Source organism: Leucobacter tardus (assembly GCF_017583045.1).
In the GTDB taxonomy this organism is placed as follows: domain Bacteria; phylum Actinomycetota; class Actinomycetes; order Actinomycetales; family Microbacteriaceae; genus Leucobacter; species Leucobacter tardus.
In genome coordinates this window covers 1,033,874-1,056,854 of the sequence record NZ_JAGFBF010000005.1, presented here as the reverse complement: position 1 = coordinate 1,056,854, position 22,981 = coordinate 1,033,874, and the positions used below count along the sequence as shown (strand labels likewise).

Sequence of the window (22,981 nt, the reverse complement as noted above, 5' to 3'; positions counted from 1 at the left end):
GTGAAATCCGCGCCATGTGATGCAGTTATCCGCGCAGATTTCGTTGCGTCCGTCGCCGGATCGATTCCGCGTCGTCAGAGGACTGGTGTTTCCGGAAAACCTTGATAGAGTCACGATGACTATAAGTCGAATCGATCAGTGGACGGAACGCACAGCGATGGACTATTCAAGGCTGAGTGCCAGCGAGCGCCGCACGGCGCCGCCGGCGATCGCCGTCTCCGCCGTCGCGTTCGCGCTCGGGGCGCCCGAGGGTGCCGAACTCGGGGATTCGGGCGACACCGGGCCCGCGGGCGGGGGCGCCGGAGCCGGTGCCACTGACGCGGGCGAAGCCGCCGAGGGCACGCCGTGGCTGCCGCTCGTGCGTCGCACCCGCGAGCCCTTCGCCGGCGTGTGGGCGCTGCCCGGCGGGCCGATCCCGTGGGATGAGACGCTCGCCGAGAGCGCCGAACGCACCCTCCGCGCCACGGTCGGCGCGAGCCCCGGGTACCTCGAACAGCTCTACGCGTTCGGTGACGTGGAGCGGTCGGGCCGCGGGCAACGGCTCGTCACGATCGCCTACTGGGCGCTCTACGGCGAGAACGATCTCGTCGCACCGGCAGACCCGCCCGTCGAGCCCGAGAACATCGCCTGGTTCTCTGCCGATCGCCTGCCCGAGCTCGCATTCGATCACGCCGACATCGTCGAGTACGCGCTCTGGCGTCTGCGCATGAAGACCGAGTACGCCGCCGTCGCCCACCGCTTTCTCGGCGGCACCTTCACCCTTGCGCAGCTGCGCCGAGTGCACGAGGCAATTCTCGGCACCGAGGTCGACCCCGCGAACTTTCGCAGGCAGGCGCTCGCGCAAGGCCACCTCGTCGACACCGGCGACGTCGAAACCGGCACGCGACACCGGCCGGCGAAGCTGTACCGGTTCCGCGAGCGCTGATCCGCACCCCACCCCAACCGTTTTTCCCTTCCATCCCAGAGGAGCATGCAGCAATGACGAGCGTGCACGAACTCATCACGACCGCCGCGACCCGCGAAGCCGAGCGCGCGGCCCCCGAGCGATCGGCGCGTGGCTCGCGGCGCCCCATCGCCCTCCGCGCGACCGGCGTGAGCAGCTGCGACAGCGGCCTCGCGCGCGATCCGTGGGCGATTGATCAGGATCCGGGCTACGGGCCGGGCGCGTCCGTCGAGGATCGCGCCCCGCGTACCTCCCCGCGCCAGGGGCCGCTGCCCGAGTCGTACACGCGCGCCTCAGAGGCGGAACTGGAGGCGCGCATCATCGCCGCGAAAGCGGAGCTCGGCGATCGGGTGGCGATCCTCGGTCACTTCTACCAGCGTGATGAGGTCGTGCGGCACGCCGACTTCGTGGGCGACTCGTTCATGCTCGCGCAGGCGGCGAAGCAGCACCCCGAAGCCGAGGCGTTCGTGTTCTGCGGCGTGCACTTCATGGCGGAGACCGCCGACATCCTCTCGGGTGAGGATCAAGCGGTCATCCTGCCGAACCTCGCCGCCGGGTGCTCGATGGCCGACATGGCGACCATCGACCAGGTGGAGGAGTGCTGGCGGCAGCTCACCGATACGCTCGGCACGGAACCCGACACCGACGGTCGGCAGCCCGTGATCCCGGTCACCTACATGAACTCGTCGGCCGCGATCAAAGCGTTCTGCGGCCGCAACGGCGGCATCGTCTGCACCTCGTCGAACGCGCGAACGGTGCTCGAGTGGGCGTTTGTGCGGGGGCAGCGGGTCGTCTTCTTTCCGGATCAGCACCTCGGCCGCAACACCGCGAAGGCCATGGGGATCACCGAGGATGAGATGCCGCTCTGGCGGCCGCACCTGCCGCTCGGCGGCAACACCGTGGAGCAGCTCGAGCACGCGCAAGTGATCCTCTGGAACGGGTTCTGCTCGGTGCACAAACGGTTCACCGTCGCACAGATCGAGCAGGCGCGCGCCGAGTACCCGGGTGTGCGGGTCATCGTGCACCCGGAGTGCCCGGCCGCGGTCGTCGAGGCGGCGGATGCGAACGGATCGACCGAAGTGATCCGCCGCGCGATCGAGGAGGCATCGCCCGGCGACGTCATCGCCATCGGCACCGAGATCAACCTCGTGAACCGTCTCGCCGACGAGCACCCCGACCTCACGATCTTCTGCCTCGATCCGGTCGTGTGCCCGTGCTCGACGATGTACCGCATTCACCCCGCCTACCTCGCCTGGACCCTCGAGTCGCTGCTCGCCGGTGAGACGCCCAACCGAATCACCGTCGACCCCGCGGTCGCCGACGCCTCACGAGTCGCGCTCGAGCGCATGCTCGCCGCACGCCCATGAGTGCAGGTGCGTGGGGTGCGCCTGGCGCTGCGGGTGCGCCTGGTGTCTTGGGTGCGCCTGGTGCCGCGGGTGCGCCTGGCGCCGCGGGTGCGCCGGTGGTGTGCGTCGTCGGGTCGGGGGTCGCCGGGCTGTCGGCGGTGCGTGCCGCCGTCGCCGCCGATGCTGACGTGGTGCTCGTGACGGGCGATGTGTTCGGTTTGGGCGGCGAAGTACCGGCCGCCGATCGCGCCGCCAACACCGTTCGTGCACAGGGCGGCATCGCGGCCGCCATCGGCCCCGGTGACTCCGTCACCGCCCACCTCGCCGACACCGTCGCCGCCGGGCACGGACTCGTCGACGCCGAGGCGGCGCGGCAGCTTGTGGCTGACGGGGTGGACGCGGTGCGTGCGTTGATCGCTGCGGGCTTCCCGGTGGACCGCGACGCTGTGGGCGCTCCTGCCCGCGGACTCGAGGCTGCGCACGGGCACCCCCGCATCGTGCACGCCGGCGGCGACCGCACGGGTGCCGTGCTCGACCGGTTCCTGCGCGACGCCGTTTCCGCGCTCGTGCGAGCGGGGCGCGTCGAGGTGCGCGAACGCACCCGCGTCACCGAGCTCGCCGTGCGCGACGGCGCGATCGTCGGGGTGCGGTGTTCGGGTGACAGTGCCGGGGATGTGATCGCTGCCGACGCCGTCATCATCGCGACCGGAGGCTACGCGGCGCTGTATCCACGCACCTCGAACCACGCGGGTGCGCGCGGGCAGGGGGTCGCGCTCGCGGCCCGCGCCGGGGCGCTGCTCGCCGACCTCGAGTTCGTGCAGTTTCACCCGACTGCCCTCGTGGCGCCCGACGGCGCCTCGGCGTTCCTCATCTCCGAGGCGGTGCGCGGGGCAGGCGCGGTGCTGCGCGACGGTGCCGGGTCGCGGTTCATGCGCGACGCCCACCCGAGGGCCGAGCTTGCACCACGCGACGTGGTCTCGCGTCACATCGACCGCGTGATGCGGGAGCGCGGGGAGCCGTGCGTGTGGCTCGACGCGACCGGCATCGAGCGCGACGGGGGAGCGGGTGCCCTGGCTCGCCGGTTCCCGTCGATCGACGCCGCGGTGACCGGTGCGGGTGTCGCGTGGGCGCGTGAGCCGATCCCGGTCGCGCCCGCCGCGCACTACACGATGGGCGGCATCGCCACCGACCTCGACGGGCGCACGAGCGTGCCCCGACTCTTCGCCGCGGGCGAGGCGGCTGCCACCGGTGTTCACGGCGCTAATCGTCTCGCATCGAACTCGTTGGTCGAGGGGCTCGTGTTCGGTGCGCGGGCCGGGGCTGCGGCAGCGGCGTCGTGCGGTGACTGGTCGTTCCGCGGGCGCAGCATGCTCGACCTGCTGCAGGGCGCACAGACCATCGTGGTGCCCGGCGCCGCCCCAGCACTCGAGACGCTCATCGACGCCGCGACCGCCGCCCGCACCGAGTCCCGCGGTGCCCACCAGCGCGACGGCTTTCCCGACACCGACGCGGTGCAAGCGCGCCGGGCGGCGATCCTGCCGGTGATCGCGCCGGATCCCGCTGCGTCGCTGCAACACTCCACCCCGTTTGCGACCGAAGGAGCCCGCTGATGCTCACCCCGCACCTGATCGAGACCGGGGTGCGCGCCGCGCTCGTCGAAGACGCCCCGTGGGGTGATGTGACTGCTGAGCTCGCGATTCCCGCCGATGCCGTGCTGTCGACCCGACTCGTCGCGCGCGAGGGCGGAAAGTTCGCCGGCAGGGAGGTGCTGCGCGCCGCCTTCACCCTCACCGACCCGCGGATCGAGGTATCTGCGCTCGCCGCCGAGGGGTTCGCGTTCGACGCTGGCGATGTGCTCGCCGAAATCTCGGGACCCGCCCGCGGCGTGCTCACCGGGGAGCGGGTCGCCCTGAACTTCACCCAACGTCTGAGCGGCATCGCGACGCTGACCGCCGCCTACGTCGCTGCCGTCGAGGGGACCGCGGCCCGCATCGCGGACACCCGGAAGACGACGCCGGGGTTGCGCGCGTTCGAGAAGCACGCCGTGCGCGCGGGCGGAGGTTCGAGTCACCGGTTCGGGCTCTCCGACGCCATCATGGTGAAGGACAACCACCTCGCGGCGCTCGGCGCCGTCGACGCGGCAACGACACGCGCGGCGCTCCGTGATCTGCGCGAACGGGCCGGTCACACGACCGCGATCATCGTCGAGGTGGATCGCCTCGACCAGATCGATCCGGTGCTCGAGGCGGGGGTGACGGGCGTGCTGCTCGACAACTTCTCGCTCGACGATCTCGCGGAGGGTGTGCGCCGCGTTGGCGGCCGCGCGGTGTGCGAGGCGAGCGGAGGTGTCTCGCTCGACACCGTCGGCGCGATCGCCCGCACCGGTGTCGACGTGATCTCGGTGGGTCGGCTGACGCACGGCGCGCGCGCCCTCGACCTGGGGCTCGATGCGGTGTGAGTGATGAGACCTTCTCGGGGTATCTCGATGCCTCGGCGACGGCACCATTGCGGCCAGAAGCACGCACGGCAATGCTCGCCGTCTGGGACGCCGGGCCGGGCAACGCGTCGAGCGTGCACTCCTTCGGGCACCGGGCGCGGTCTGTCGTTGACGAGTCCCGTGCGGCGCTCGCCGCAGCGCTCGGCGTGCGTCCGGGTGAGATCGTCTTCACCTCCGGTGGCACCGAGGCCAACAATCTCGCGCTGATCGGGGCCGCACTGGCGAGCCCCCGGGGTCGCCACATTGTGACTACGCCTCTGGAACACCTATCGGTGCTGGAGTCGTGCCGCTTTCTTGAGCGGGTGCACGGGTTCGAAGTAGCGTTCGCGCCGGTCAATGACCGAGGCCGCGTCACGGTTGGTGGTGTGATGTCGCTGGTGCGCCCCGACACGACGCTCGTGTCCATCGGGCTCGCGAACGCCGAGATCGGGACCGTGCAGCCGGTGGCGGAGATCGGTGCGGCACTCGATGAGCGGTTTGCGGGATCGGGTACTGCAGGTGGCGGTCGGCCGCTGCTGCACACGGATGCCGTGCAGGCGGCAGCCTCGTTGCCGGTGTCGCTCGGTGCTCTTGGCTGGCCGGGTGCGGGCGTCGACCTCATGTCGGTGGCCTCGCACAAGTTCGGCGGCCCCCAGGGGGTGGGGGCGCTGGTGGTGTGCGCCGGGATCCCGATCGAACCGTTGCTGCACGGTGGCGGTCAGGAGCGCGGGGCCCGCTCGGGCACCGAGAACGTTGCCGGCATCGCCGGGTTCGCTGCGGCCGTCACCGCCCTGCATCGGGAGGGTGTGGGAACGCGGGCTGTTGCGCTGGCGGCGAGTCGTGACGCGCTGGTCGTTCGGGTGGCTGATCGGGTTCCTGGTGCGCGGCTGACGGGGGACCCGTCCGAGCGGCTGCCGGGGCACGCCTCGTTCGTCATTGACAGTGTGAGTGGGGAGTCGGTGCTGGTGGCGCTCGACGCGTCGGGCTTCGCAGTGTCGTCGGGGTCGGCCTGCGCTGCCGGATCCGATGAGCCGTCGCCGGTGCTGCTCGCGGTCGGCGTCCCACCTGAACTTGCACGGACGGCGATCCGGTTCTCGCTGCCTGCACCGCTGCCAGTGACTCTGCTGGATCGCCTCGTCGAGGTGGTCGTGCGCGAGGTGGGTGCCTCTGTGCTTCCCGCTCGTTCTGAGCGAGAATGAGGGCATGGGAGACGCACAGGGGCCGGTCGCACATCTGGACGCAGCGGTGAGCTGGGAGCGATTGCGATCGCAGCATCTCGGTCGCATCGTGACGCGCGTGGGTGACGTGGTCGACATCTTCCCAGTGAACTACGTGGTGGATGGGGAGTCGATCGTGTTCCGCACGGCGGAGGGCGGCAAGCTCGCGGAACTCACCATCAACGAGCGGGTGCTGTTCGAGGTCGACGATTACGACGCGTTGGAAGCGTGGAGCGTGGTGGTGCGCGGCACGGCTCAGCGCCTTGAGTCGGACGCGGAGGTTGCCGAGGTCGAGCAGCTGCCGCTCCGCCCGATGGTGCCGACACTGAAGACGAACTTCGTGCGGATCACGGCCACCGAGGTGACGGGCCGCCAGTTCGAGCGCGGCCCCGAACCGAACCTCTTCGAGGTGCAGCCGTACTGATTCTCTTTGCGAATCTCCGTGCCGCGACCCGGATTCGCGCGGGCCTCGAAATGTGACTAATATGGAGGGGTTGCCTCGAGACGTTTTCGAAGCATCGCGGGCTGTGGCGCAGCTTGGTAGCGCACTTGACTGGGGGTCAAGGGGTCGCAGGTTCAAATCCTGTCAGCCCGACAAAAAAGCCCAGGTGAGAGCAGGTTTCTCACCTGGGCTTCGTCGTTTCTGCTGTTCTTTTCGGAGGGTTTTTGGAAGCATCCGCCCGCGGGTGCTAATGCCTTCCGGGACGCGTCGATTGCGACCGTTGCGACGAGCCGGGACCTGTCCGGGACCTGGAGCCCGTTATAGGCTGTGATCGGCAGCCTTTTCAGCGCCGAGGTGGCGTCGCTCGACTGAACGTTGCGGGGCTCTCGCGCTCGGAGTTTTCGTGTCCGTCGAGGAACGCGTTGGCGCGTGCGGCAGCGTTGGTGAGGTGCCTGCTGTCGGGGTGGAGGTAGCCGCGGGTCGTCTCGTTCGATTTGTGGCCGAGGATGCCTTGGAGAACATGGAGCGGGATGCCTGCGTTGGCGAGCCAGGTCGCTCCGGTTTGACGGAGTCCGTGCCGGGTGAGGCTGGGTAGCTCAAGCTCGGTGACGAGCTGATCCCACTTCGTCGCATCCCGCACGGACGCTGTGGTGAGCACCCCAACGCGGGGACCGGTCAGGAGCCGCTCGTCGGACTCACGGTCGCGGGTGAGGCGTTCCAGTGCGGGTATTGGGGCTTGCAGGATGGGGACGTGGCGGATGTCGCGGCCCTTGGTTTGTTTGGTGACGAGGCCGCCAGCGCCGGGGTAGGTCTGGCGGCGGATCGTGACGATGCGTTGATCCCAGTCGATGTCGCCGACTTGGAGGCCTGAGATTTCGGAGCCTCGCGCGGCGAGGAGGGCGCCGAGCATGACGAAGTCGGAATAGCTCTGATGCACCTCTCCGCATCCATCCGCCAGAGTCGTGAGGGTCGCGAGGTCTTTGAGCGCGTGCACGCGTGGCGAGAGGTCGTTATCTTTGAGATCGAGGGCTGATTTACCGAGAGAGCGCCGGGAGCGGTTGCGGGCGGGGTTGGTGGGTAGGAGGTCGTCGCGGACGGCTTCATCGAGAACGCGGACGAGGGGTGCGATGGTGTTCTTGACTGTTGACGCGGAGTGCTGGGTCTCCCACTGGTCGATGGTGCGGTCGATCATCCCGGCCTTGATCTGCGACAACGGCGAATGTCCCAGCGCGGGGAGTACGCGGAGGCTAAGACCGAGCTTGTAGCCGTCGACGGTGATCTGGGTGTGGCGACGGAGAACACGGCGAAGACCAGGCTGCTGTACGAGCGGAACATGCGCACCCTTGTCCTGCCGTTCTTCAAAGAGGTCACACTTCGCGAGATCGGTGTGGCCCGTTGCGACTACTTCCTCAAACAACTCGCGAAGAAGAGCTACAACCGCGCGCGCCAAGCCCGAGTCGTTCTTCGACTCGCCCTCTCGCTCGCGGTACGCAACGAGATCATCCCGCGCAACCCGATGGATCACGTCTCCCGGCTCCGCCGCCCCGCACGCACCCCGGACGTGTTCACCTGGGATGAGCTCAAAGCCATCCGCACTGGCATCAGTGCGTGGGAGCAGCGCCCGATCAGTGGAGGCCCGAAACCCGACGGGCAACTCGGGCAGATCGTCGAAGTCATGCTCGGAACCTCCGCCCGCATCGGAGAGCTCCTCGCGATCCGACTGAGAGACCTCGACCTGGACGCTCCGATCCCATCCGTGCGGATCTCGGGAACGATCGTGAGCCGCAAAGGTGCGCCCACCCATCGACAAGATCACCCCAAGACGGCCCGCTCTGTTCGCCGAGTCGCGCTTCCTGGATTCGCGCTACGGGCGATCAAGGCGCGCCTCAAGAAGATCCGCTTCACGCACCCGGACGCACTGCTGTTCGCGACCCGCGTCGGGACGCCACACACGACCAACAACGTCCGCAGGCAGCTCAGGGACGTGATGGACAAGGCCGGGGTCGCGGACGTGACCCCGCATAGGTTCCGGCGGACCGCTGCGACCGCGATCAACGAGATCGGGGGACTGCAGCTAGCCTCCGAACTCCTCGGCCACAGCGACCCCTCGATCACGCGTGAGCACTACATCCGCCGCAACGAGACCGTGAACCCGATCACAGCAGAGTTTCTGGAGCAGGCGTTCGGGAAGGCTGGCTGAGGGCGGCTGGGGGCAGTCGGTTCTTTGCCCTCCTAACTCTCTACAGATGGGTGTCATCTGTAGAGAGTTAGGAGGCGACTTCGGCGGGCCGAGGCAGCCCGTACAAGGCCGACGGGTCACGATGATTGGTCATGTAACCGGCCACGAGCACGCCCTCAGTGAGGCACTAAGACCCGAGCAGACGTGCTGAGCACCCCTGTTTGCTCGAAAAACGTACAATACACATTGTTCAGTGCTATCATGACTACATGATCCTGCTGAGCTTCACCGTGCGCAACCACAAGAGCATCTGCGACGAGGTCGCGGTCGACCTCACGCGGCCTGCGCTGAAGACGCTCCAGCCGAAGGATGGCAACTGGAGTGCGGTGAGCTACCCGCTCGCTGGGATCTTCGGGGGCAACGCAACCGGTAAGTCCGCTGTCCTCGACGCGTTCCGTTACGCCTTCACTGCGGTCAGGCACTCTGCCACTGTGTGGCAGGAGGCGAAGTCCATGCGGCGGGCACCGTTCAAGCTTGACGGGAGCTCGCAGACTTCAACGAGCCTCTATGAGCTTGATCTTGTCCATGACGGACGCCGTTACGTGTACGGCTTCGAGGTCGATCGGGACGGAATCAAACGCGAGTGGCTACGTGACGTTCCTAGCTCGCGTTGGCGCACCCTGCTGGAGCGCGATCGCGAAGAGAACGTGCTTACCTTCCATCAGAGCCTTGGCTCCAAGATCGAGGTGACGCCCCGAGAACTCGTCCTCAGCCGCGCGCTCCTGCTGAAAGACTCACCAATCCATGCCTTTGCTCGTGACTTGGTTGAGAGTTTTGACATGGTCCTAGTGAAGGACTCGCACCGCACCGCACGTTTGGCGAGCCTCGCGGACTCGCTGGCAGATGGCGACGTTACATTCGCTGACCTCGAAGCGCTGCTTCAGGTCGCGGATATCGGTGTCATGAAGGTCGACATCGAGGAGACAAACATTCCGGAACGGATCCGCCGGGCGGTCCGTCGGTTTGAACGCGACTTGCGCGAAGAGGACGACAAGGACGCTAGTGCTGAGGGCCAGGAGGATGGAGACGAAGAGCAAGAGGAACTTGAAGCCGAGGAACTCGAACAGGTTGTACGGCGTCTTCTCTTCACCCACCAGGGAACCGCTGACGACTGCCCCCCATTCTCAGTAGAAGAGGAGAGCGACGGAACCATCGCCTGGCTCGCGATCGCAGTACCTGCGCTAGAAGCACTCCGTGGAGGTGGGCTGCTCTTGGTCGATGAAATCGACGCAAGCCTGCACCCACATCTGCTAGAGGTGCTCCTCGGCGCGTTCGCAGACGCCCTCGTCAACGCACACCACGCGCAGCTCATCTTCACCAGCCACGAGTCCTACGTCCTCTCACCATTGAGCGAAGTCCGCCTGGAACCCGAACAGATCTGGCTTACTGACAAAACCAACGAAGGAGTGACCGAGCTGGCCTGCCTGGCCGACTTTCCCAAGCACCCCGACGCCAACGTTGCAAAGCGCTACCTCACGGGACGATACGGCGGAACCCCGAGGCTCTCACCGAGCCTGTTCGCCACGCTCGTTGATACCGGAGAGGTGCAGCAATAGTGGCGGGCGGACGGCGTCGACGCCCTACCAGGCCGCATCGGCAACATGCGCGGCGCATCCTTGTCGTTACGGAAGGAACTCGCACCGAGCCCCAGTATGTCGAGGGATTGAACCGCCACTTGCGGAGCAAGGGCGCGACGGCTTTCGTCAAGCGAGTTGCTGTGGGTAAGGATCCGTTGAAGGTCGTCCAGAAGTGCGTCGAGAAGCGGGACGAAGCAGTGCAAAACGACAAAGAGGGGTACGACGATTGCGTGTGCTTGGTCGACGTCGATGAACACCAGACGTTACCTGCTGCTATTCAGCTTGCTGAACGAGAGGGGATCTGGTTACTGATCTCGAATCTCAAGTTCGAGGCCTGGTTACGATGGCACGCCGAAGACAAACGCTCGGCTCTGAACTCGGCCCAGCTCGACGACGTGGTCACCAAACTGGGCCTCGTCAAGGGCAAGATTCTCTCGCAGTCCTTCCCGTTCCACCAGGTGTATGACGCGTGCGGCACGGCTCGGGCTGTCGACCCTGAGATGCGCTCAGGTCGTCGAGGACCCGATCCGTCCTCCGCGATGCCGATCCTCGTGGATCTGTTGCAAGGGGAGTGAACCGATGGTCGTGACAGAGATGCGCTACCAGGGGCGAATGCGAAGAGCTTGGCGCTTGTCTCTCTACGGGTGTTCGTTCATCAATGTCGGTGCATCAACATACCCTGGCATCGCAACCCGAGCATCTTTGTCCGCCCCGTCGGAAACGGCACCATATGAACCCGCCATAAACCACCAGAACTCAAGAGGAAGTAATGACAGAAATTACCCACGCGCCGATCGCTGCCTTCGCGGCTGAGCGAATCAATCTGCCACATACTGATGCGGTCAAGCACCGTGGTCAGGTGAACGGACTCCGAGATCGCCTTGCCGCAAAGATCGCCGCCGATCCTGCATACGGCCTCGTCAAGAGCCTCCACGCCGGGAGCGTTGCAAAGAGCACTGCGCTTAAGAGCGTCAACGATCTCGATCTCGCAGTATATGTCAAAGCGGCAGAAGCCCCGGAAAACGATTCAGAACTCGTCCCGTGGCTGGCGGATCGTCTGTACGAAGCCACCACCAACATGGATCGTGATCAGTTCGAAGAACAGACCCACTGTGTCACTGTTCACTATCTAGGATCTGGCCTCGACGTCGATGTTGTTCCCGTGCTTCATGAAGGCGAAGCCAACGATGTGGGCTATCTCATCAAGAAGTACACCGGAGACAGGCTGAAGACGAGTACACGTCTTCACCTCGACTTCATCGCCAACCGGCGCAAGACGTATGGCCTGGAGTTTCTAGAGCTCATCCGTATAACCAAGTGGTGGAAGCGTCAGGTCGTCACGCGAACCGATCCCGACTTCAAATTCAAGTCCTTCATGATCGAGCTAATCTGGGCGCACCTCGCAGATGAAGGCGTGCAGCTTACCGATTACCCGAAAGCCCTAGAAACCTTCTTTGAGTGGATTGTGAAAACTGGGCTCGAAAAACAGATTACGTTTACCGACTATACGTCCACGTTCCCGACTCGCGGATCTGATCCCATTGAGATTCTCGATCCCGTGAACTCAGAGAACAACGTTGCGAGCCGGTACGACAGCTTCGGACGAGACAAGATTCTCGACGCAGCTGGGTCCGCGTATGACGCTCTTACCGATGCCCGTTTTGCAACGACCAAAGGTCGCGCGGTCGATGACTGGCAAGAACTCCTCGGCCCCACCTTCAAGGGATAAACGACAATGACTAGTTCCTACTCCACCAGCCAAACGTTCACACTTACCCATGCCAAACACCTTGCATCCAAGGTCGTCAGCGACATGTACCAATGTCGAAACTTCTATGGCGAGCCCTCCGAAGCACAGATCGCGAACTACCAAGAAGAGCTCATTGTGATGCTCGCCGGTGGGTACGTGAAGGAATACGAGTTCGGATTCAAGAAGAATGACCAACGCATCATCTCCTGGCAATACCGCGTCAACGCAAGCGGAGATCTGGTCGGCGGCACCGATGACCGCAGCGGCGGAATCTACGCACGAGCCAACGTTGCCGGTGCGACACATTTCAACTTCATGTCCTACAGCCAAGCATGGTTCGATCTCATCTCCACCGAACAGAGTGCAGTTAGAGCAAAACACCCGATCAATCGGAGCACCGGCAACCTCCCTAGCGACGGAAGCGGACACTGGCATACCGACCGAACCTATAGCAGCGCTGGCGTTGCAATCGAACGAAAGACTTTCCGCCCATCATGACCGCCAACAGCGAACTCTTCGGCAACGTTCTCGAATACCCAGACTCAGCAGCCCTACAGCGTTTTGACGCCCTCGTCGGCATCGACCAGATCAAACAACGACTGGTCAACGAAGCGAGTGTCCTGATTAACCCCGAAGTGCTTGAACGATGGAGCGTGAAACATCACGGATCCGCCCTCAACGCCGTTCACGCTGTCGAAGAACGCACGCCCCTCATCGTCCTCGCTGGAGACGTAGGAACGGGCAAGACTGAACTTGCCGAGTCAGTCGGGGATCCAATTGCCCGCTCCCTGAATCTTCCGATGCTCACCTTGTACCCTCTCAGCCTGAACGCGCGCGGGCGAGGCCTTGTTGGCGAGATGAGCACCCTCATCACCCAAGCTTTCGAGCATGTCAGGTCCTCGCTTGGCCAAGCACGCGATAGCAACGGAAAGATCCGCAGCGCCGCGATCCTCCTCATCGACGAAGCCGATGCCATTGCACAGTCTCGTGAGCTTGCGCAGATGCACCACGAGGATCGTGCTGGCGTCAACGCACTCATCCGTGCCATTGACTCTCTTCGCCGAGACAAACTCCCCGTCCTCACCATTTTGTGCACTAACCGGTCCGATGCGCTCGATCCCGCCATAGCGCGACGCGCTGCTCATGTATTTGCTTTCGAACGCCCATCTGAGGAACAGCGAGCGCATGTCCTCACCCAAGCTCTCACCGGTACAGGTATCGCCCCGATCGCAATCGACGAAGCTGCACGACTGCTTGGACCCAACGCTGAACGAGAGTGGGGCGCTACCTACTCTGACCTCAGGCAACGGTTCGTGCCTGACCTCGTTCTCAACGCGTACGGGAACGACATGCCTATCTCCGAAGAGGCCCTTACCGAAGCTGGGGCCTCGTTCGTGCCCACGCGTCCATTTGGGGCGAACAATGGCTGATCCGCGCGGCCCCGTGTTCGTCTCGTACCGCAGAAAACGACTACGAGAGACAACCGCGCTCGTGCAGGCGCTCCACGACCGAGGTGTTGCGACTTGGAGAGACGTAGACAACCTGCCAAATGAGCCAACCGAGGCAACAATTCGCGCCGTCCTCAATGACGACAAGACCTCCGGTGCGATCCTTTGGCTCACTCCCGATGTGAAAGACAGCCCAATCATTAGGGACGTTGAGGTTCCAGAGGCTGTTCGTCGTTACCGACGCGATAGCAACTTCTGGCTCGTCATCGTTCTTGCCAATCGTCTGAAATACGACGACGTCTCGGACCTCTTTGCCGACGTTCTCGGTGTGGAAGACCTTAGCACCTGGAATCTCACCAAGGTGGCTGCGCCGTGGGCTTCGACGAGTGATATCTCCCAGATCGCTAACACCGCATTGAAGCAAAGGACCAGGAAGATCGCGGAGGCAACGCCGTCGCCACCGGTTGCGCAGGTAGTGGTCCATGCAAAAGGCACGATGACCGCCCCGTCAGATGTGGACCTAGCGGTTGATTGGACCAGATACTTCAAAGACGCATCCCCGCGCACCGAAGACTGGACAACTATGTCCGAATCAGCGCACGATATTGCGGTGGCTTTGAAGCAGCTCACGCAGCCTGTCACTGACCTGCAGCTAAGCGGGACCCCGTCCGTGCCGACAGCCATGCTCCTTGGATCTACCTACTCAAGCAGAGACGGTCGGAGCCCTGCCTGGGTACAACGCCAGCCTGATGGCCACACGACGACACTGTGGAGAATATCTGACGCCATTGACGCCTCGATCGCAGATCAACGCGGTTGGAAAGCCTCCCCACCCGTGTACAGGGACACGTCTGCTCACGCTCTCGCTGTTTGTATCAACATCAGCGACGACGTATCGGAAGCCTTCGCCCGGAGCCGCTCGGTCTCGCCTGCATGGCGCGCGGTCCTATCGATTGGAGCACCCGCCGGGCGTAACACACGAGCCATGCCACTTGTCCCGGACGAGGTGGCTTCTCTCGTTCATCTGACGGTTGACGCGATCCGCAACGTTCGCTCCCAGGTGAGTGGCATCGATTCGATCCACATTTTCATTGCAGGACCAGCAGGCTTCGCCTTCTTGCTCGGAACAGCCATCGCCACGTTACCGCGCATCACAACCTACGAGTACGACACCTCGAGTGCGCTATATGTGCCTGCGGCAACATTCACAAGTTAACTGACACTCATGGTTAACCCAAAAGAATCCGCACCACAGAATGCAGGCGTCGATGTGTATGTCATCGCCTACGACGCAGAAGGCAATGAGATGCGATTGCTCCCGTTCGAGGTCACCGACGAGATCATGGACCGGTCACGAAGCTTTGGCATCGACAAGGGAACTTGGACCATCGAGCGCATTAAACATGGGCCGCTGGTCGCAGCCGAGTCCCAGCTTCGGCTGGCCAATGTCGGCTCTCTTGGTAGAGCCATCAACGACAACGGCTACGGCACGCAGCTCATCGTGGACCGGACAAGCCCTCCCATCGACGAAGACATCTACGACATTGAGAAGCGATACGACGTCGACATCAAAGATGAATCCATCGTTGCAGTGATCAAGCAGCGTTACCCGACCCAGCCAGAGAAGTCTCCACAGCAGATCGCGGCCGGGCTGGAGGGTATCGCCGCCGCCTACGATTGCCACATCACGGAGGTGGAGTTCCTGCTGCCTGGCGGTGACAAGCCAGAGGACAGGCTCGCTCTGTGGGACGGAGATGACGAATGGGTCGAGCGCTTCCGCAAGGAAACCATCGAGACCCTAGCCGTGACCGCGCACGACGTAGTCATCTATCTAGCTACCGACCCTGCCAACACTATGGCGACCCTCATGGAAGGTGCCGCCGCGATCGCAGACTTCGTAAAGGCAACACAGGACGGACCGCCCGACGCTACCGACGTGCTAAACCTCCTACGCGGTGGGCACTTCAAGGTGCTCATCGGGGAGGAGGAGTCTCACTATCTCGAAGTCAAGACCCAGATGCATCCGATCTCCGCCCCCGGCGACACCGGCAAACAGGCCAAGGTGGAGCTCGCGCAAGACGTTGCGCGATTTGCTAACGGAGATGTCGACGCGATCCTCATCATCGGTTACCGGGAGGCGTCTGGCGGCGGAAATATGATCGGGAGTCTTACGCCCGTTGTGGATGCTGTTTTCAACATTCCGCAGATTCAAAATCTGTTGGACGCAAGGATCATGCCACCAGTAGACGGTCTGGTGATCGAGAAGTTCCCGGTAACTGACACCGACAGCGTGCTCGCAATCTTTGTCCCTAAGCAACCCAGCGAGATGCAACCATACCTCGTACACGGCGCGATAGTCGAAGGCAAGACTGAGGGCGCATTTTTCAGCATTGTCCGTCGCCGTGGAGAGGGCTCTATTACTACGTCTCCGCAGCAGATACATGCGTACATCGTTGCGGGGAAGCGATATCTTCGGGGCCACGATTTGAGAACATGATATTGCAAAGCGTCGGTCTTCGCTGGCTGGCGCTCGGCGGAGTGGCTAGGTCCTGGCTGGCCAACTTGGCACGGCTAGGCTCCCAATTTTGGAGCCGATGGTAGCCCAACGCCTACCGTATGGATTATGAGTGGACGACGATCAAAGGCAGCGCGGCGGGCCGCGCGGCTGATGCCCTTGGCGGAACAGCCGGCGCGTATCATCGCGACGGCTGATCGAATGCTTGCCCTTGATTTGTCCTACATGCCGGCCGCGTACGATTCTCAGTTCATCATTGGATGGATGCGGGCGGCCTACGACCAGTCCCGAGTGATCGCGTCGCTGGCAGCGCAGGGGCTGGGCCATGCTGCAGCCCCGAATCGACGCGCGTTCGTAGAGATCGCGTTCCGGCTTCTCTGGCTTCGAACGCTCGACGTGGAGGCGCGCGGCCCGGTGCTCGAAACGTTCGTGGCGAGAGAAAAGAACCTCACGACGGGTTTCTTTGACACCTTAAAGGAAATGGGTTTCGACCACGATATTGACCTCAGTGCTATGGAGAACGTCGTGGCAGAAATGATGGCTGACAAAGAACTCAAGCAGCAGGTGAAAGCCGTGACAGACGCAGCGAAGGCCGCACCCATCACTCTGGGTTTGTATACGGCCTGGCGCGAGGAAACGCAGTACACGCATGCGACGGGTCATCTAGCCGTTGCTTACGCCCCAAAAACAGAGGCCGATCGCGTCGGCCGCGATGAGCCGCCAGTGCAGCACGGCGACCTCAACACGCATCACATGATTACGCTGCTGGTCGGAACCCTAACTGCTGAGCTTCTAAAGGATGCCGGACTGCCTCAGAAAGCAGTGGAGCCGATTCTGTTCACAGCTTGGGACGCCGTCTGAACTCAAGATTTGGCATTTTCTGGATCATGTAGCGGAGCAGCTGAGAACCTCGGAGATAATCGGGTTGGGAAGTCTGATTCCGTGTGGAGCTATTTGCTCGGCCACGTTGGGACAAACGCTCCTGAAGCGTCGATTCGTAGTTCGTGTGACTTGAACCACTGGAGTGCATCGCCAACGACAGATTGCCAATTCTGCGCAAGATCGCCGCGTGGGACCACGATGTTCGCGACTAGAAGACGAACGGTGGCTGCGGCGACCTGGCTGACCAGAAACGTCTCCTCTCCAGCGGGGAAGTCGTCACTTGCGTCGTAGTGTTTAATCTGTCGGTAGTTGTTGGCGACGGCGCGTGCAATGCCGACGTTTGATTCGGCAACGTCACTCCAGCCGACATCCAGCGAAGACAGGCAGCGGTATACATAAGTGGCCATGGTTTCAGGACGTCGACCCGTTTTGTACGTTGCTTCTTCACCGTCTTTCTGACCGAGGATCTGGCCCGCCGCTTCCAGGCACATTGAGAGGCTGATTACCCGATCTTCGAGCATCGCTCGCTCGCGGCCAAAGATCGCGGCTGCTGGATGGATCACGCGCTTCCAGGTTTCGAATTCTGAGCCCCAGCGGCCGAGCCCTTCGCTGCCAATCGATGCGAGACGACCGACGCACTTCTGGAAGGTCACTTTCTCCACCGGCGGTCGCGAGCGTTCCCGGAAAGTGCGTGATGAGTATAGCGATCGGCCTGACCGAGAGTAGACGTGCCCATCGCCGGTGCGTGGGTAGTACCTCTCGTCTTGGATCTCATGGCGTCGAAATGGGATGTTCGCGCCGTAAAGGATCACGAGCAGTCTGCGGATCTTTTCATGCTCGTGCATGTGGTCATCGACAGGCCTTGGCGAAGCGAAGGTGCTTTGCAGGACGGCCCATTCGTTCACATGGAACCCCGGCTGGCTGTTGTCGGTTTGCCATGTTGAGGTGAGGCGCATCGCGGCATCACCCTGCGTCCAGGTGACGTCTTCCGTGGTTTCTACCACGGCCTCAAGCCGCTCTACAAAGCCATGTTCGTCGGCGATGCTCTCATATGTTGCTGCGGTGAACGCTGTCCAGTGCTGGAGCGCGTCCATATGTGATTGGAGACCCGTCACGGCGAGGCCGTCCTGTGCGTATGCCGACTGGTCCCCGCCGACGAGATGATGAGCGGATAGGGTTCCCAGGCTGACGTTCCCGTTCTCCCGATAGCCTGCCCAGCGGATCCCAAAGAGTGTGAACTGGTGTCCTGCTGTCACAAAGACGAGGCATGTTGGTGTCATCTGATGGACGAACCATCCGCGGATTACATCGAAACGTTCGTCAGCACCGAAATGCAGGTACGGCACCGTGAGGCGTGCGCCCTGGCCATCAAAAGTGAGCGTGGCGGGTGCAGCTTCTGATCCACCGCCACCTCCAAAGATCATGCCGAGATGCGTGGCCTGTGTATCTAGCGGATCGTCAGCCACGAGAATCCTCCTCTTGTGCGGGTAACCTTCGGGGCGTAGCTCTGCTTGGGGCGTATCACGGCTCCATCCCCTCCAGTCGTACTTCGGCGACAGCCCAGCTGCAGTTCCTCAAGCGAGATTTCGCATTCCCTGTGGCGGTCATGCGGCTTTCTCCCGCTGCCCAAGATCGAGCTGGTACACGGTCACAAGGAGCGAGGCCATAAGCATGACGGCGACGACGCAGTTGCGTTCGTTGACCTGGTCCTCGCCGAGTCGGTGTGAGACGACATGCCGGGTCAGGTGAGAAGGGCGGGGCTTGCCGGACTGCGGGTTCCAGTCATCGTAGAAGAGCACGAGAGGAGCACGAGTCGCTTGCTCAAGCAGCATCGGGTATGGCGTATCCATCTTTAGAAGATGGTGTTTCGCAACCCGCTGCCGGTCACTGACCCATCGCAAGGACTCTACGATGCTGTGGGTAACTTGAACGGCTGAGATAGCCCCGACCTTCCAGAGGCCCTTGCGGCAGGCCTCGAGCGCCTCACGAGCAATCGGAAGCACAGGCTCCAATACTGGATCGCTGAGGTCGTCGACCCAATAGGAGCAGTCCTCGAGGATTTCCGCGCGGCGGAGAACCAGCAGCTCGGAGCGCTCATCCCCGGGCGAAGCGGCGAGTAGTGCGTTGAGTACATCGGCACGCGGCAGCCAGGCCGCAGGGATACCGTCTTGGTTGACTAGTTCCATGAGCGTAGGAAGCTTTTCATCTATGTCATCCGGCCAGTTATCCGGAACTTGCTGCCGTCGACTGACCGCGTCCCAATCGATTGACCGCAGCATCTCTGTAATCGGCCGCATCATCGACGTCAAGTCGACTTGCGGTTGAATCGCAGCAAACCAGTCCTTCGTGATCCCACCGAGAACGTGCGAATAGTCGGGCACGCTCGCAAGCAGTGACTGCTGGGCAGCCAAGATCTCGGAGATCGCCGTCTTCGGCATGATCGCTTGGAGGCTGAGCTCGGAGAGTGCGCTGGTGATGTTGAGCGCAGGCACCAGGGCATCGATCTTCGGTAGCACGCTTTGCGCATTGGCGATCGAGGCCAGCACATTCGCGTCGATCTGCGGCATCACTGACGCGAAGTCCAATGCCGGAATGAGCGCGGAGACATCGACCTTCGGCATGACGGCCGTGTATGCGTCCAAGATCGACTGCGCGCTACTGGCAAGGACCGCCGGATCATTCACGATACTTCTCGGCGGCAGCTCGTTTCCATCGTCATCTGGAACAATGACGATCTTCGTCGAACTCATCCGAAACCTCCATGCTTCATAGCGACCCCTGGATCGGGTGTCGCCATGAAGCGCGGTCTACAGGGTCACAACTCAATTTGACCACCAGCGTCCGACATCGAATAGCCGACACGCAGGATCCACACCTCGATAGGCGTGGGTCTGACAGAAGGGCGGTGTGCGCGGTTCAGCCTTCGGTGCCACTGTCGCCCCGGAAGGAAAGAGAGTTTCGACAGGCACGTCACCGATCTGGCGGCTAAGTGAGGGATCCCATCTCGGAGCGGGCTCGCCTACTCGAAGCAACAAGTCTTTTACGAAGAGCCCGTGGAGGTGGACGCGGCCGTCGGGAGGGTGCACCGCAGGCGGGGGCCTCCTGTGGAGAGTACGACTCTCGCCGCGTACCTGATCGGAACGGAGCCCGCGCGCGACCCTTACATAAACCCCACGTAAACCCCGACGAAGGTGTGGGGATCTACCAAGAGCCGGGACCTGGCCGGGACCTGATGCATGCAAACCATGCAATCCATGACGTGAAATGGGGCTGTTTGAGGTGCAGAGGTGCCCGGAAAATCAAGGATCTGGGCTGAACCGTCTACCTGGGGGTCAAGGGGTCGCCGGTTCAAATCCTCTCAGCCCGACTGAAAGTCATCGTCTCAGGCGCGACTGGCAGGCTGTAAGCATGCATGACCCTGCCTCGCAGCACGCGTCTCACGGCACGCCCCTCTCCAGTGTCATGCCGCTCACTGCCGCAGAGGTGGCGGAACGGGTGGAGCGTGGCGAGCACAACGGCATCGAGAGCAAGACCAGCAGAACCTTCGCAGACATCTTCGTCGCGAACGTCTTCACTCGGGTGAACCTCATCTATGCGGTGCTGTTCGTGCTCGTGATGAGCACCGGCCACTACCTCGACGGGCTCTTCGGTCTGTTGATCATCGCGAACAGTGGCATCGGGATGGTGCAGGAGATCCGAGCGAAGCGGACGCTCGACCGATTGGCGTTACTCGGCCGCATTCTCATCACCGTTGATCGAGAGGAGGGCCGACAGCAGGTGGAGCCCGAGGATGTGGTGCTCGACGATCTCGTCTGCATCGCTGCGGGCGATCAGATCCCTGTCGACGGTGAGGTGATCGACCAGATCGGCCTGGAGATCGATGAGTCGTTGCTCACCGGCGAATCTGATCCGGTACTCGCGCAACGCGGTTCACTCGTGATGTCGGGCAGCATCGTGACCGCGGGGTCCGGCCGCTTTCGTGCGACCGCTGTCGGTGCGAACGCCTACGCCCAGCGCATCGCGCAAGAAGCGAGCGCCTTCCGCAAACCGGCGTCGCAACTGCGAGCCGGCATCGACAAGATACTGAAGTACGTGACCTGGGTGCTGATTCCGGTCGGCGCCCTCACCATCTGGAATCAGTTCGCCGGGGGAGAGGAGTGGCGAGACGCCGTCCGTGGGCTCGTCGCTGCCCTGGTGCCGTTGGTGCCCGAGGGGCTCGTGCTGATGACCAGCATCGCGATGGCCGTCGGAGTAGTGCGCCTCGGGCGGCATCACTGCCTCGTGCAGGACCTCCCGGCGATCGAGCAGCTTGCGCGCGTCGACACCGTGTGCACGGACAAGACCGGCACGCTCACCGAAGACGGCATGCGGGTCTCCCGGATCGAAGCCGTCGACGGTGCCGACCTGAGCGAAGCGCACGCCGCAGAAATCGCAGAGGTGCTGGCGACGATCGGCCGCGTCGAAGGCAAACCGAACAGCAGCATGCGCGCGATTCTCGAACACGTTGCCGATGCGCAGACGCTCACGACCGCTGACCAGATCGCCTTCTCGTCGGCCCGCAAATGGGCGGCCGTCACTCGTGAGGGTGCGCCCGAGGGGCGCGGAACATGGGTACTCGGCGCACCCGATGTGGTGTTCGCGGATGCTCCAAACGCTCGCATCCCTGTCGATGCCCTCTCCGAGACGGGGCTTCGCGTGCTCGCCGTTGCCTCGACGGACGCCCCCCTCTCTGGCGCGGTTCTTCCGGAGTCGCTCGTGCCCGAGGCGATTGTCGTGCTCGACCAGCGCCTTCGGCCGGAGGCTCCGGGCACCCTCGAGTATTTCGCCCAACAGCAGGTGAGTGTCAAGGTCATCTCCGGGGATAACGCGGCGGCGGTTGGCGCCATTGCCGAACAGGCAGGAGTTCCCGAGGGGCGCACCGCGGTCGATGCGCGCACGCTGCAGGAAGACACACCGGAGTTCGCGGCGGCGGTGACCGATCACACCGCCTTCGGGCGCGTGTCGCCCACGCAGAAACGCGCGATGGTGCACGCGCTGCAGGGCGACGGGCGTGTGGTCGCGATGACCGGGGACGGGGTCAATGACGTTCTCGCATTGAAAGACGCCGACGTCGGCGTGGCGATGGGGTCTGGATCCCCCGCAGCTCGAGCGGTGTCGCGCATCGTGCTGCTCGACAACTCGTTCGCGACCCTGCCGCACATCGTGGCCGAAGGGCGGCGTGTGATCGGCAACATCGAACGCGTCGCGACGCTCTTTCTCACCAAAACCCTGTACTCGGCGCTCCTCGCACTGTTCGCCGTCATTGTCGCCGTGCCGTATCCATTCCTTCCGCGCCACATCACACTGATCGCGTGGTTCACAATCGGGATCCCCGCGTTCTTCCTCGCACTGGCTCCGAACACCGCTCGTGCCCAAGACGGGTTCGTGCGCCGAGTGCTGAGCGAGGCGATTCCAGGAGGGATCGGAGCAGCGTTCGCCTCGTTCGGTGCGTACCTCACTGCGCGCGCGGTGTTCGGAGTCGAGGAAGCCACTCGTGTCATGAACTCGTCGACCGCGTTCCTGGCGCTGATCACGGTGGCGTTCTTCGTGCTCGTGATGGTCGCCCGCCCATTCAGGTGGTGGAAGTCGCTGCTGGTGGCCTGCATGATCGGGGGCATGCTGGTGGTGATCCTGACGCCGCTCGGCAGCTCACTGTTCGATGTCGACCTCCGGGACTGGCGTGCGGTCACCATCGCGCTCGGGTTCGGGCTGGGAGGAATCGGCGTGCGGGTGATCGCTCGAAGGATCACGCGGCGTTTCATGCTGAAGCGGGGGTAATGCAGACTACGAAAGACGTCGGCGTTCGAGATCGCGATCACGGACAGACGATGAGCCCGCGACCGATCAACGGAACCGACCGATTGACGCCTCAGACAGCGGAATGTGGGTCTCGAACGTGCCCGTGCGCAAGGGTATTCACGAGATAAAGTCAACCCATCCAAAATATCCACTCGGGTAAATTAAGATCGACGCGTGATCGGTTTCGTGGCGCAACGAGATGTCGTTGTCTTCGTGGGTCAGAACACCCGAGAAGATCTGCGCGAGCCTCACGGTCCCACGGGGAATCGCAGACGACTTCGTGCGCCCGCCGATCGCTTCACCGACGA

Annotated in this window: 19 protein-coding genes and 1 tRNA gene; 17 read left to right on the top strand and 3 right to left on the bottom strand. The window is 63.2% G+C overall.

Annotated elements, in window-relative coordinates; all coding sequences use genetic code 11:
- Positions 1–157: 157 nt before the first annotated feature.
- The 7 genes from J4H85_RS11970 to J4H85_RS11940 all read left to right on the top strand — a co-directional run bounded on the left by J4H85_RS11970 (position 158) and on the right by J4H85_RS11940 (position 6,577).
- Complete coding sequence (locus J4H85_RS11970; RefSeq protein WP_208239919.1) at positions 158–925, top strand: NUDIX hydrolase; 768 nt, start codon at positions 158–160, stop codon at positions 923–925.
- A 53-nt stretch (positions 926–978) separates the two neighbouring features.
- On the top strand, positions 979–2,310 hold the full coding sequence (nadA, locus tag J4H85_RS11965) for a quinolinate synthase NadA (protein ID WP_208239917.1): 1,332 nt from the start codon (positions 979–981) through the stop codon (positions 2,308–2,310).
- Complete coding sequence (locus J4H85_RS11960; protein ID WP_208239915.1) at positions 2,307–3,899, top strand: L-aspartate oxidase; 1,593 nt, start codon at positions 2,307–2,309, stop codon at positions 3,897–3,899. The genes nadA and J4H85_RS11960 overlap by 4 nt, the downstream gene beginning before the upstream one ends.
- The gene (gene nadC, locus J4H85_RS11955) at positions 3,899–4,747 is read left to right on the top strand and encodes a carboxylating nicotinate-nucleotide diphosphorylase (RefSeq protein ID WP_208239913.1); all 849 of its coding nucleotides are present in this window, start codon (positions 3,899–3,901) and stop codon (positions 4,745–4,747) included. Before J4H85_RS11960 ends, nadC begins: the two co-directional genes overlap by 1 nt.
- Entirely contained in the window at positions 4,744–5,964 is a 1,221-nt protein-coding gene (locus J4H85_RS11950; protein ID WP_208239911.1) for a cysteine desulfurase family protein, read from the top strand. The genes nadC and J4H85_RS11950 overlap by 4 nt, the downstream gene beginning before the upstream one ends.
- 4 nt (positions 5,965–5,968) lie before the next feature.
- Positions 5,969–6,406, top strand: coding sequence for a pyridoxamine 5'-phosphate oxidase family protein (locus tag J4H85_RS11945; RefSeq protein WP_208239909.1), 438 nt, complete (start codon positions 5,969–5,971; stop codon positions 6,404–6,406).
- 97 nt (positions 6,407–6,503) lie between these two features.
- Positions 6,504–6,577, top strand: a tRNA-Pro gene (locus J4H85_RS11940).
- Positions 6,578–6,767: 190 nt separating this feature from the next.
- Here J4H85_RS11940 and J4H85_RS11935 read toward each other — a convergent pair.
- Complete coding sequence (locus J4H85_RS11935) at positions 6,768–7,637, bottom strand: tyrosine-type recombinase/integrase (RefSeq protein WP_208240515.1); 870 nt, start codon at positions 7,635–7,637, stop codon at positions 6,768–6,770.
- A 6-nt stretch (positions 7,638–7,643) separates the two neighbouring features.
- On the opposite strand from J4H85_RS11935, the gene J4H85_RS11930 reads away from it, so the two are divergent.
- The 9 genes from J4H85_RS11930 to J4H85_RS11890 all read left to right on the top strand — a co-directional run bounded on the left by J4H85_RS11930 (position 7,644) and on the right by J4H85_RS11890 (position 16,814).
- Positions 7,644–8,624 carry a tyrosine-type recombinase/integrase gene (locus J4H85_RS11930; protein ID WP_208239907.1) on the top strand — a complete coding sequence of 327 codons (981 nt, stop codon included), beginning with the start codon at positions 7,644–7,646 and terminating at the stop codon, positions 8,622–8,624.
- A 248-nt stretch (positions 8,625–8,872) separates the two neighbouring features.
- Positions 8,873–10,219 (top strand): AAA family ATPase, encoded by a 1,347-nt coding sequence (locus tag J4H85_RS11925; protein WP_208239905.1) that lies wholly within the window; start codon positions 8,873–8,875, stop codon positions 10,217–10,219.
- Positions 10,219–10,815: an RloB family protein gene (locus J4H85_RS11920; RefSeq protein ID WP_208239903.1), complete on the top strand. Its 597-nt coding sequence runs from the start codon at positions 10,219–10,221 to the stop codon at positions 10,813–10,815. Before J4H85_RS11925 ends, J4H85_RS11920 begins: the two co-directional genes overlap by 1 nt.
- Positions 10,816–11,009: 194 nt before the next feature.
- Positions 11,010–11,969, top strand: coding sequence for a CBASS oligonucleotide cyclase (locus J4H85_RS11915; RefSeq protein WP_208239901.1), 960 nt, complete (start codon positions 11,010–11,012; stop codon positions 11,967–11,969).
- 6 nt (positions 11,970–11,975) lie between these two features.
- Entirely contained in the window at positions 11,976–12,488 is a 513-nt protein-coding gene (locus J4H85_RS11910) for an HORMA-1 domain-containing protein (protein WP_208239899.1), read from the top strand.
- Positions 12,485–13,420, top strand: a complete 936-nt coding sequence (locus J4H85_RS11905) for an ATP-binding protein (RefSeq protein WP_208239896.1) — start codon at positions 12,485–12,487, stop codon at positions 13,418–13,420. Before J4H85_RS11910 ends, J4H85_RS11905 begins: the two co-directional genes overlap by 4 nt.
- Complete coding sequence (locus J4H85_RS11900) at positions 13,413–14,654, top strand: SAVED domain-containing protein (RefSeq protein ID WP_208239894.1); 1,242 nt, start codon at positions 13,413–13,415, stop codon at positions 14,652–14,654. The genes J4H85_RS11905 and J4H85_RS11900 overlap by 8 nt, the downstream gene beginning before the upstream one ends.
- A gap of 9 nt (positions 14,655–14,663) precedes the next feature.
- The gene (locus tag J4H85_RS11895; protein ID WP_208239892.1) at positions 14,664–15,935 is read left to right on the top strand and encodes a hypothetical protein; all 1,272 of its coding nucleotides are present in this window, start codon (positions 14,664–14,666) and stop codon (positions 15,933–15,935) included.
- A gap of 177 nt (positions 15,936–16,112) precedes the next feature.
- The gene (locus J4H85_RS11890) at positions 16,113–16,814 is read left to right on the top strand and encodes a thioredoxin domain-containing protein (protein ID WP_208239890.1); all 702 of its coding nucleotides are present in this window, start codon (positions 16,113–16,115) and stop codon (positions 16,812–16,814) included.
- A gap of 89 nt (positions 16,815–16,903) precedes the next feature.
- Here J4H85_RS11890 and J4H85_RS11885 read toward each other — a convergent pair whose 3' ends face one another.
- Together J4H85_RS11885 and J4H85_RS11880 are read right to left on the bottom strand one after the other, a co-directional pair.
- Positions 16,904–18,301, bottom strand: a complete 1,398-nt coding sequence (locus J4H85_RS11885; protein WP_208239889.1) for an ApeA N-terminal domain 1-containing protein — start codon at positions 18,299–18,301, stop codon at positions 16,904–16,906.
- 138 nt (positions 18,302–18,439) lie between these two features.
- Complete coding sequence (locus J4H85_RS11880; protein ID WP_208239887.1) at positions 18,440–19,585, bottom strand: hypothetical protein; 1,146 nt, start codon at positions 19,583–19,585, stop codon at positions 18,440–18,442.
- 658 nt (positions 19,586–20,243) lie between these two features.
- Here J4H85_RS11880 and J4H85_RS11875 point away from each other — a divergent pair.
- Positions 20,244–22,652: an HAD-IC family P-type ATPase gene (locus J4H85_RS11875; protein ID WP_208239886.1), complete on the top strand. Its 2,409-nt coding sequence runs from the start codon at positions 20,244–20,246 to the stop codon at positions 22,650–22,652.
- Positions 22,653–22,981: the final 329 nt, after the last annotated feature.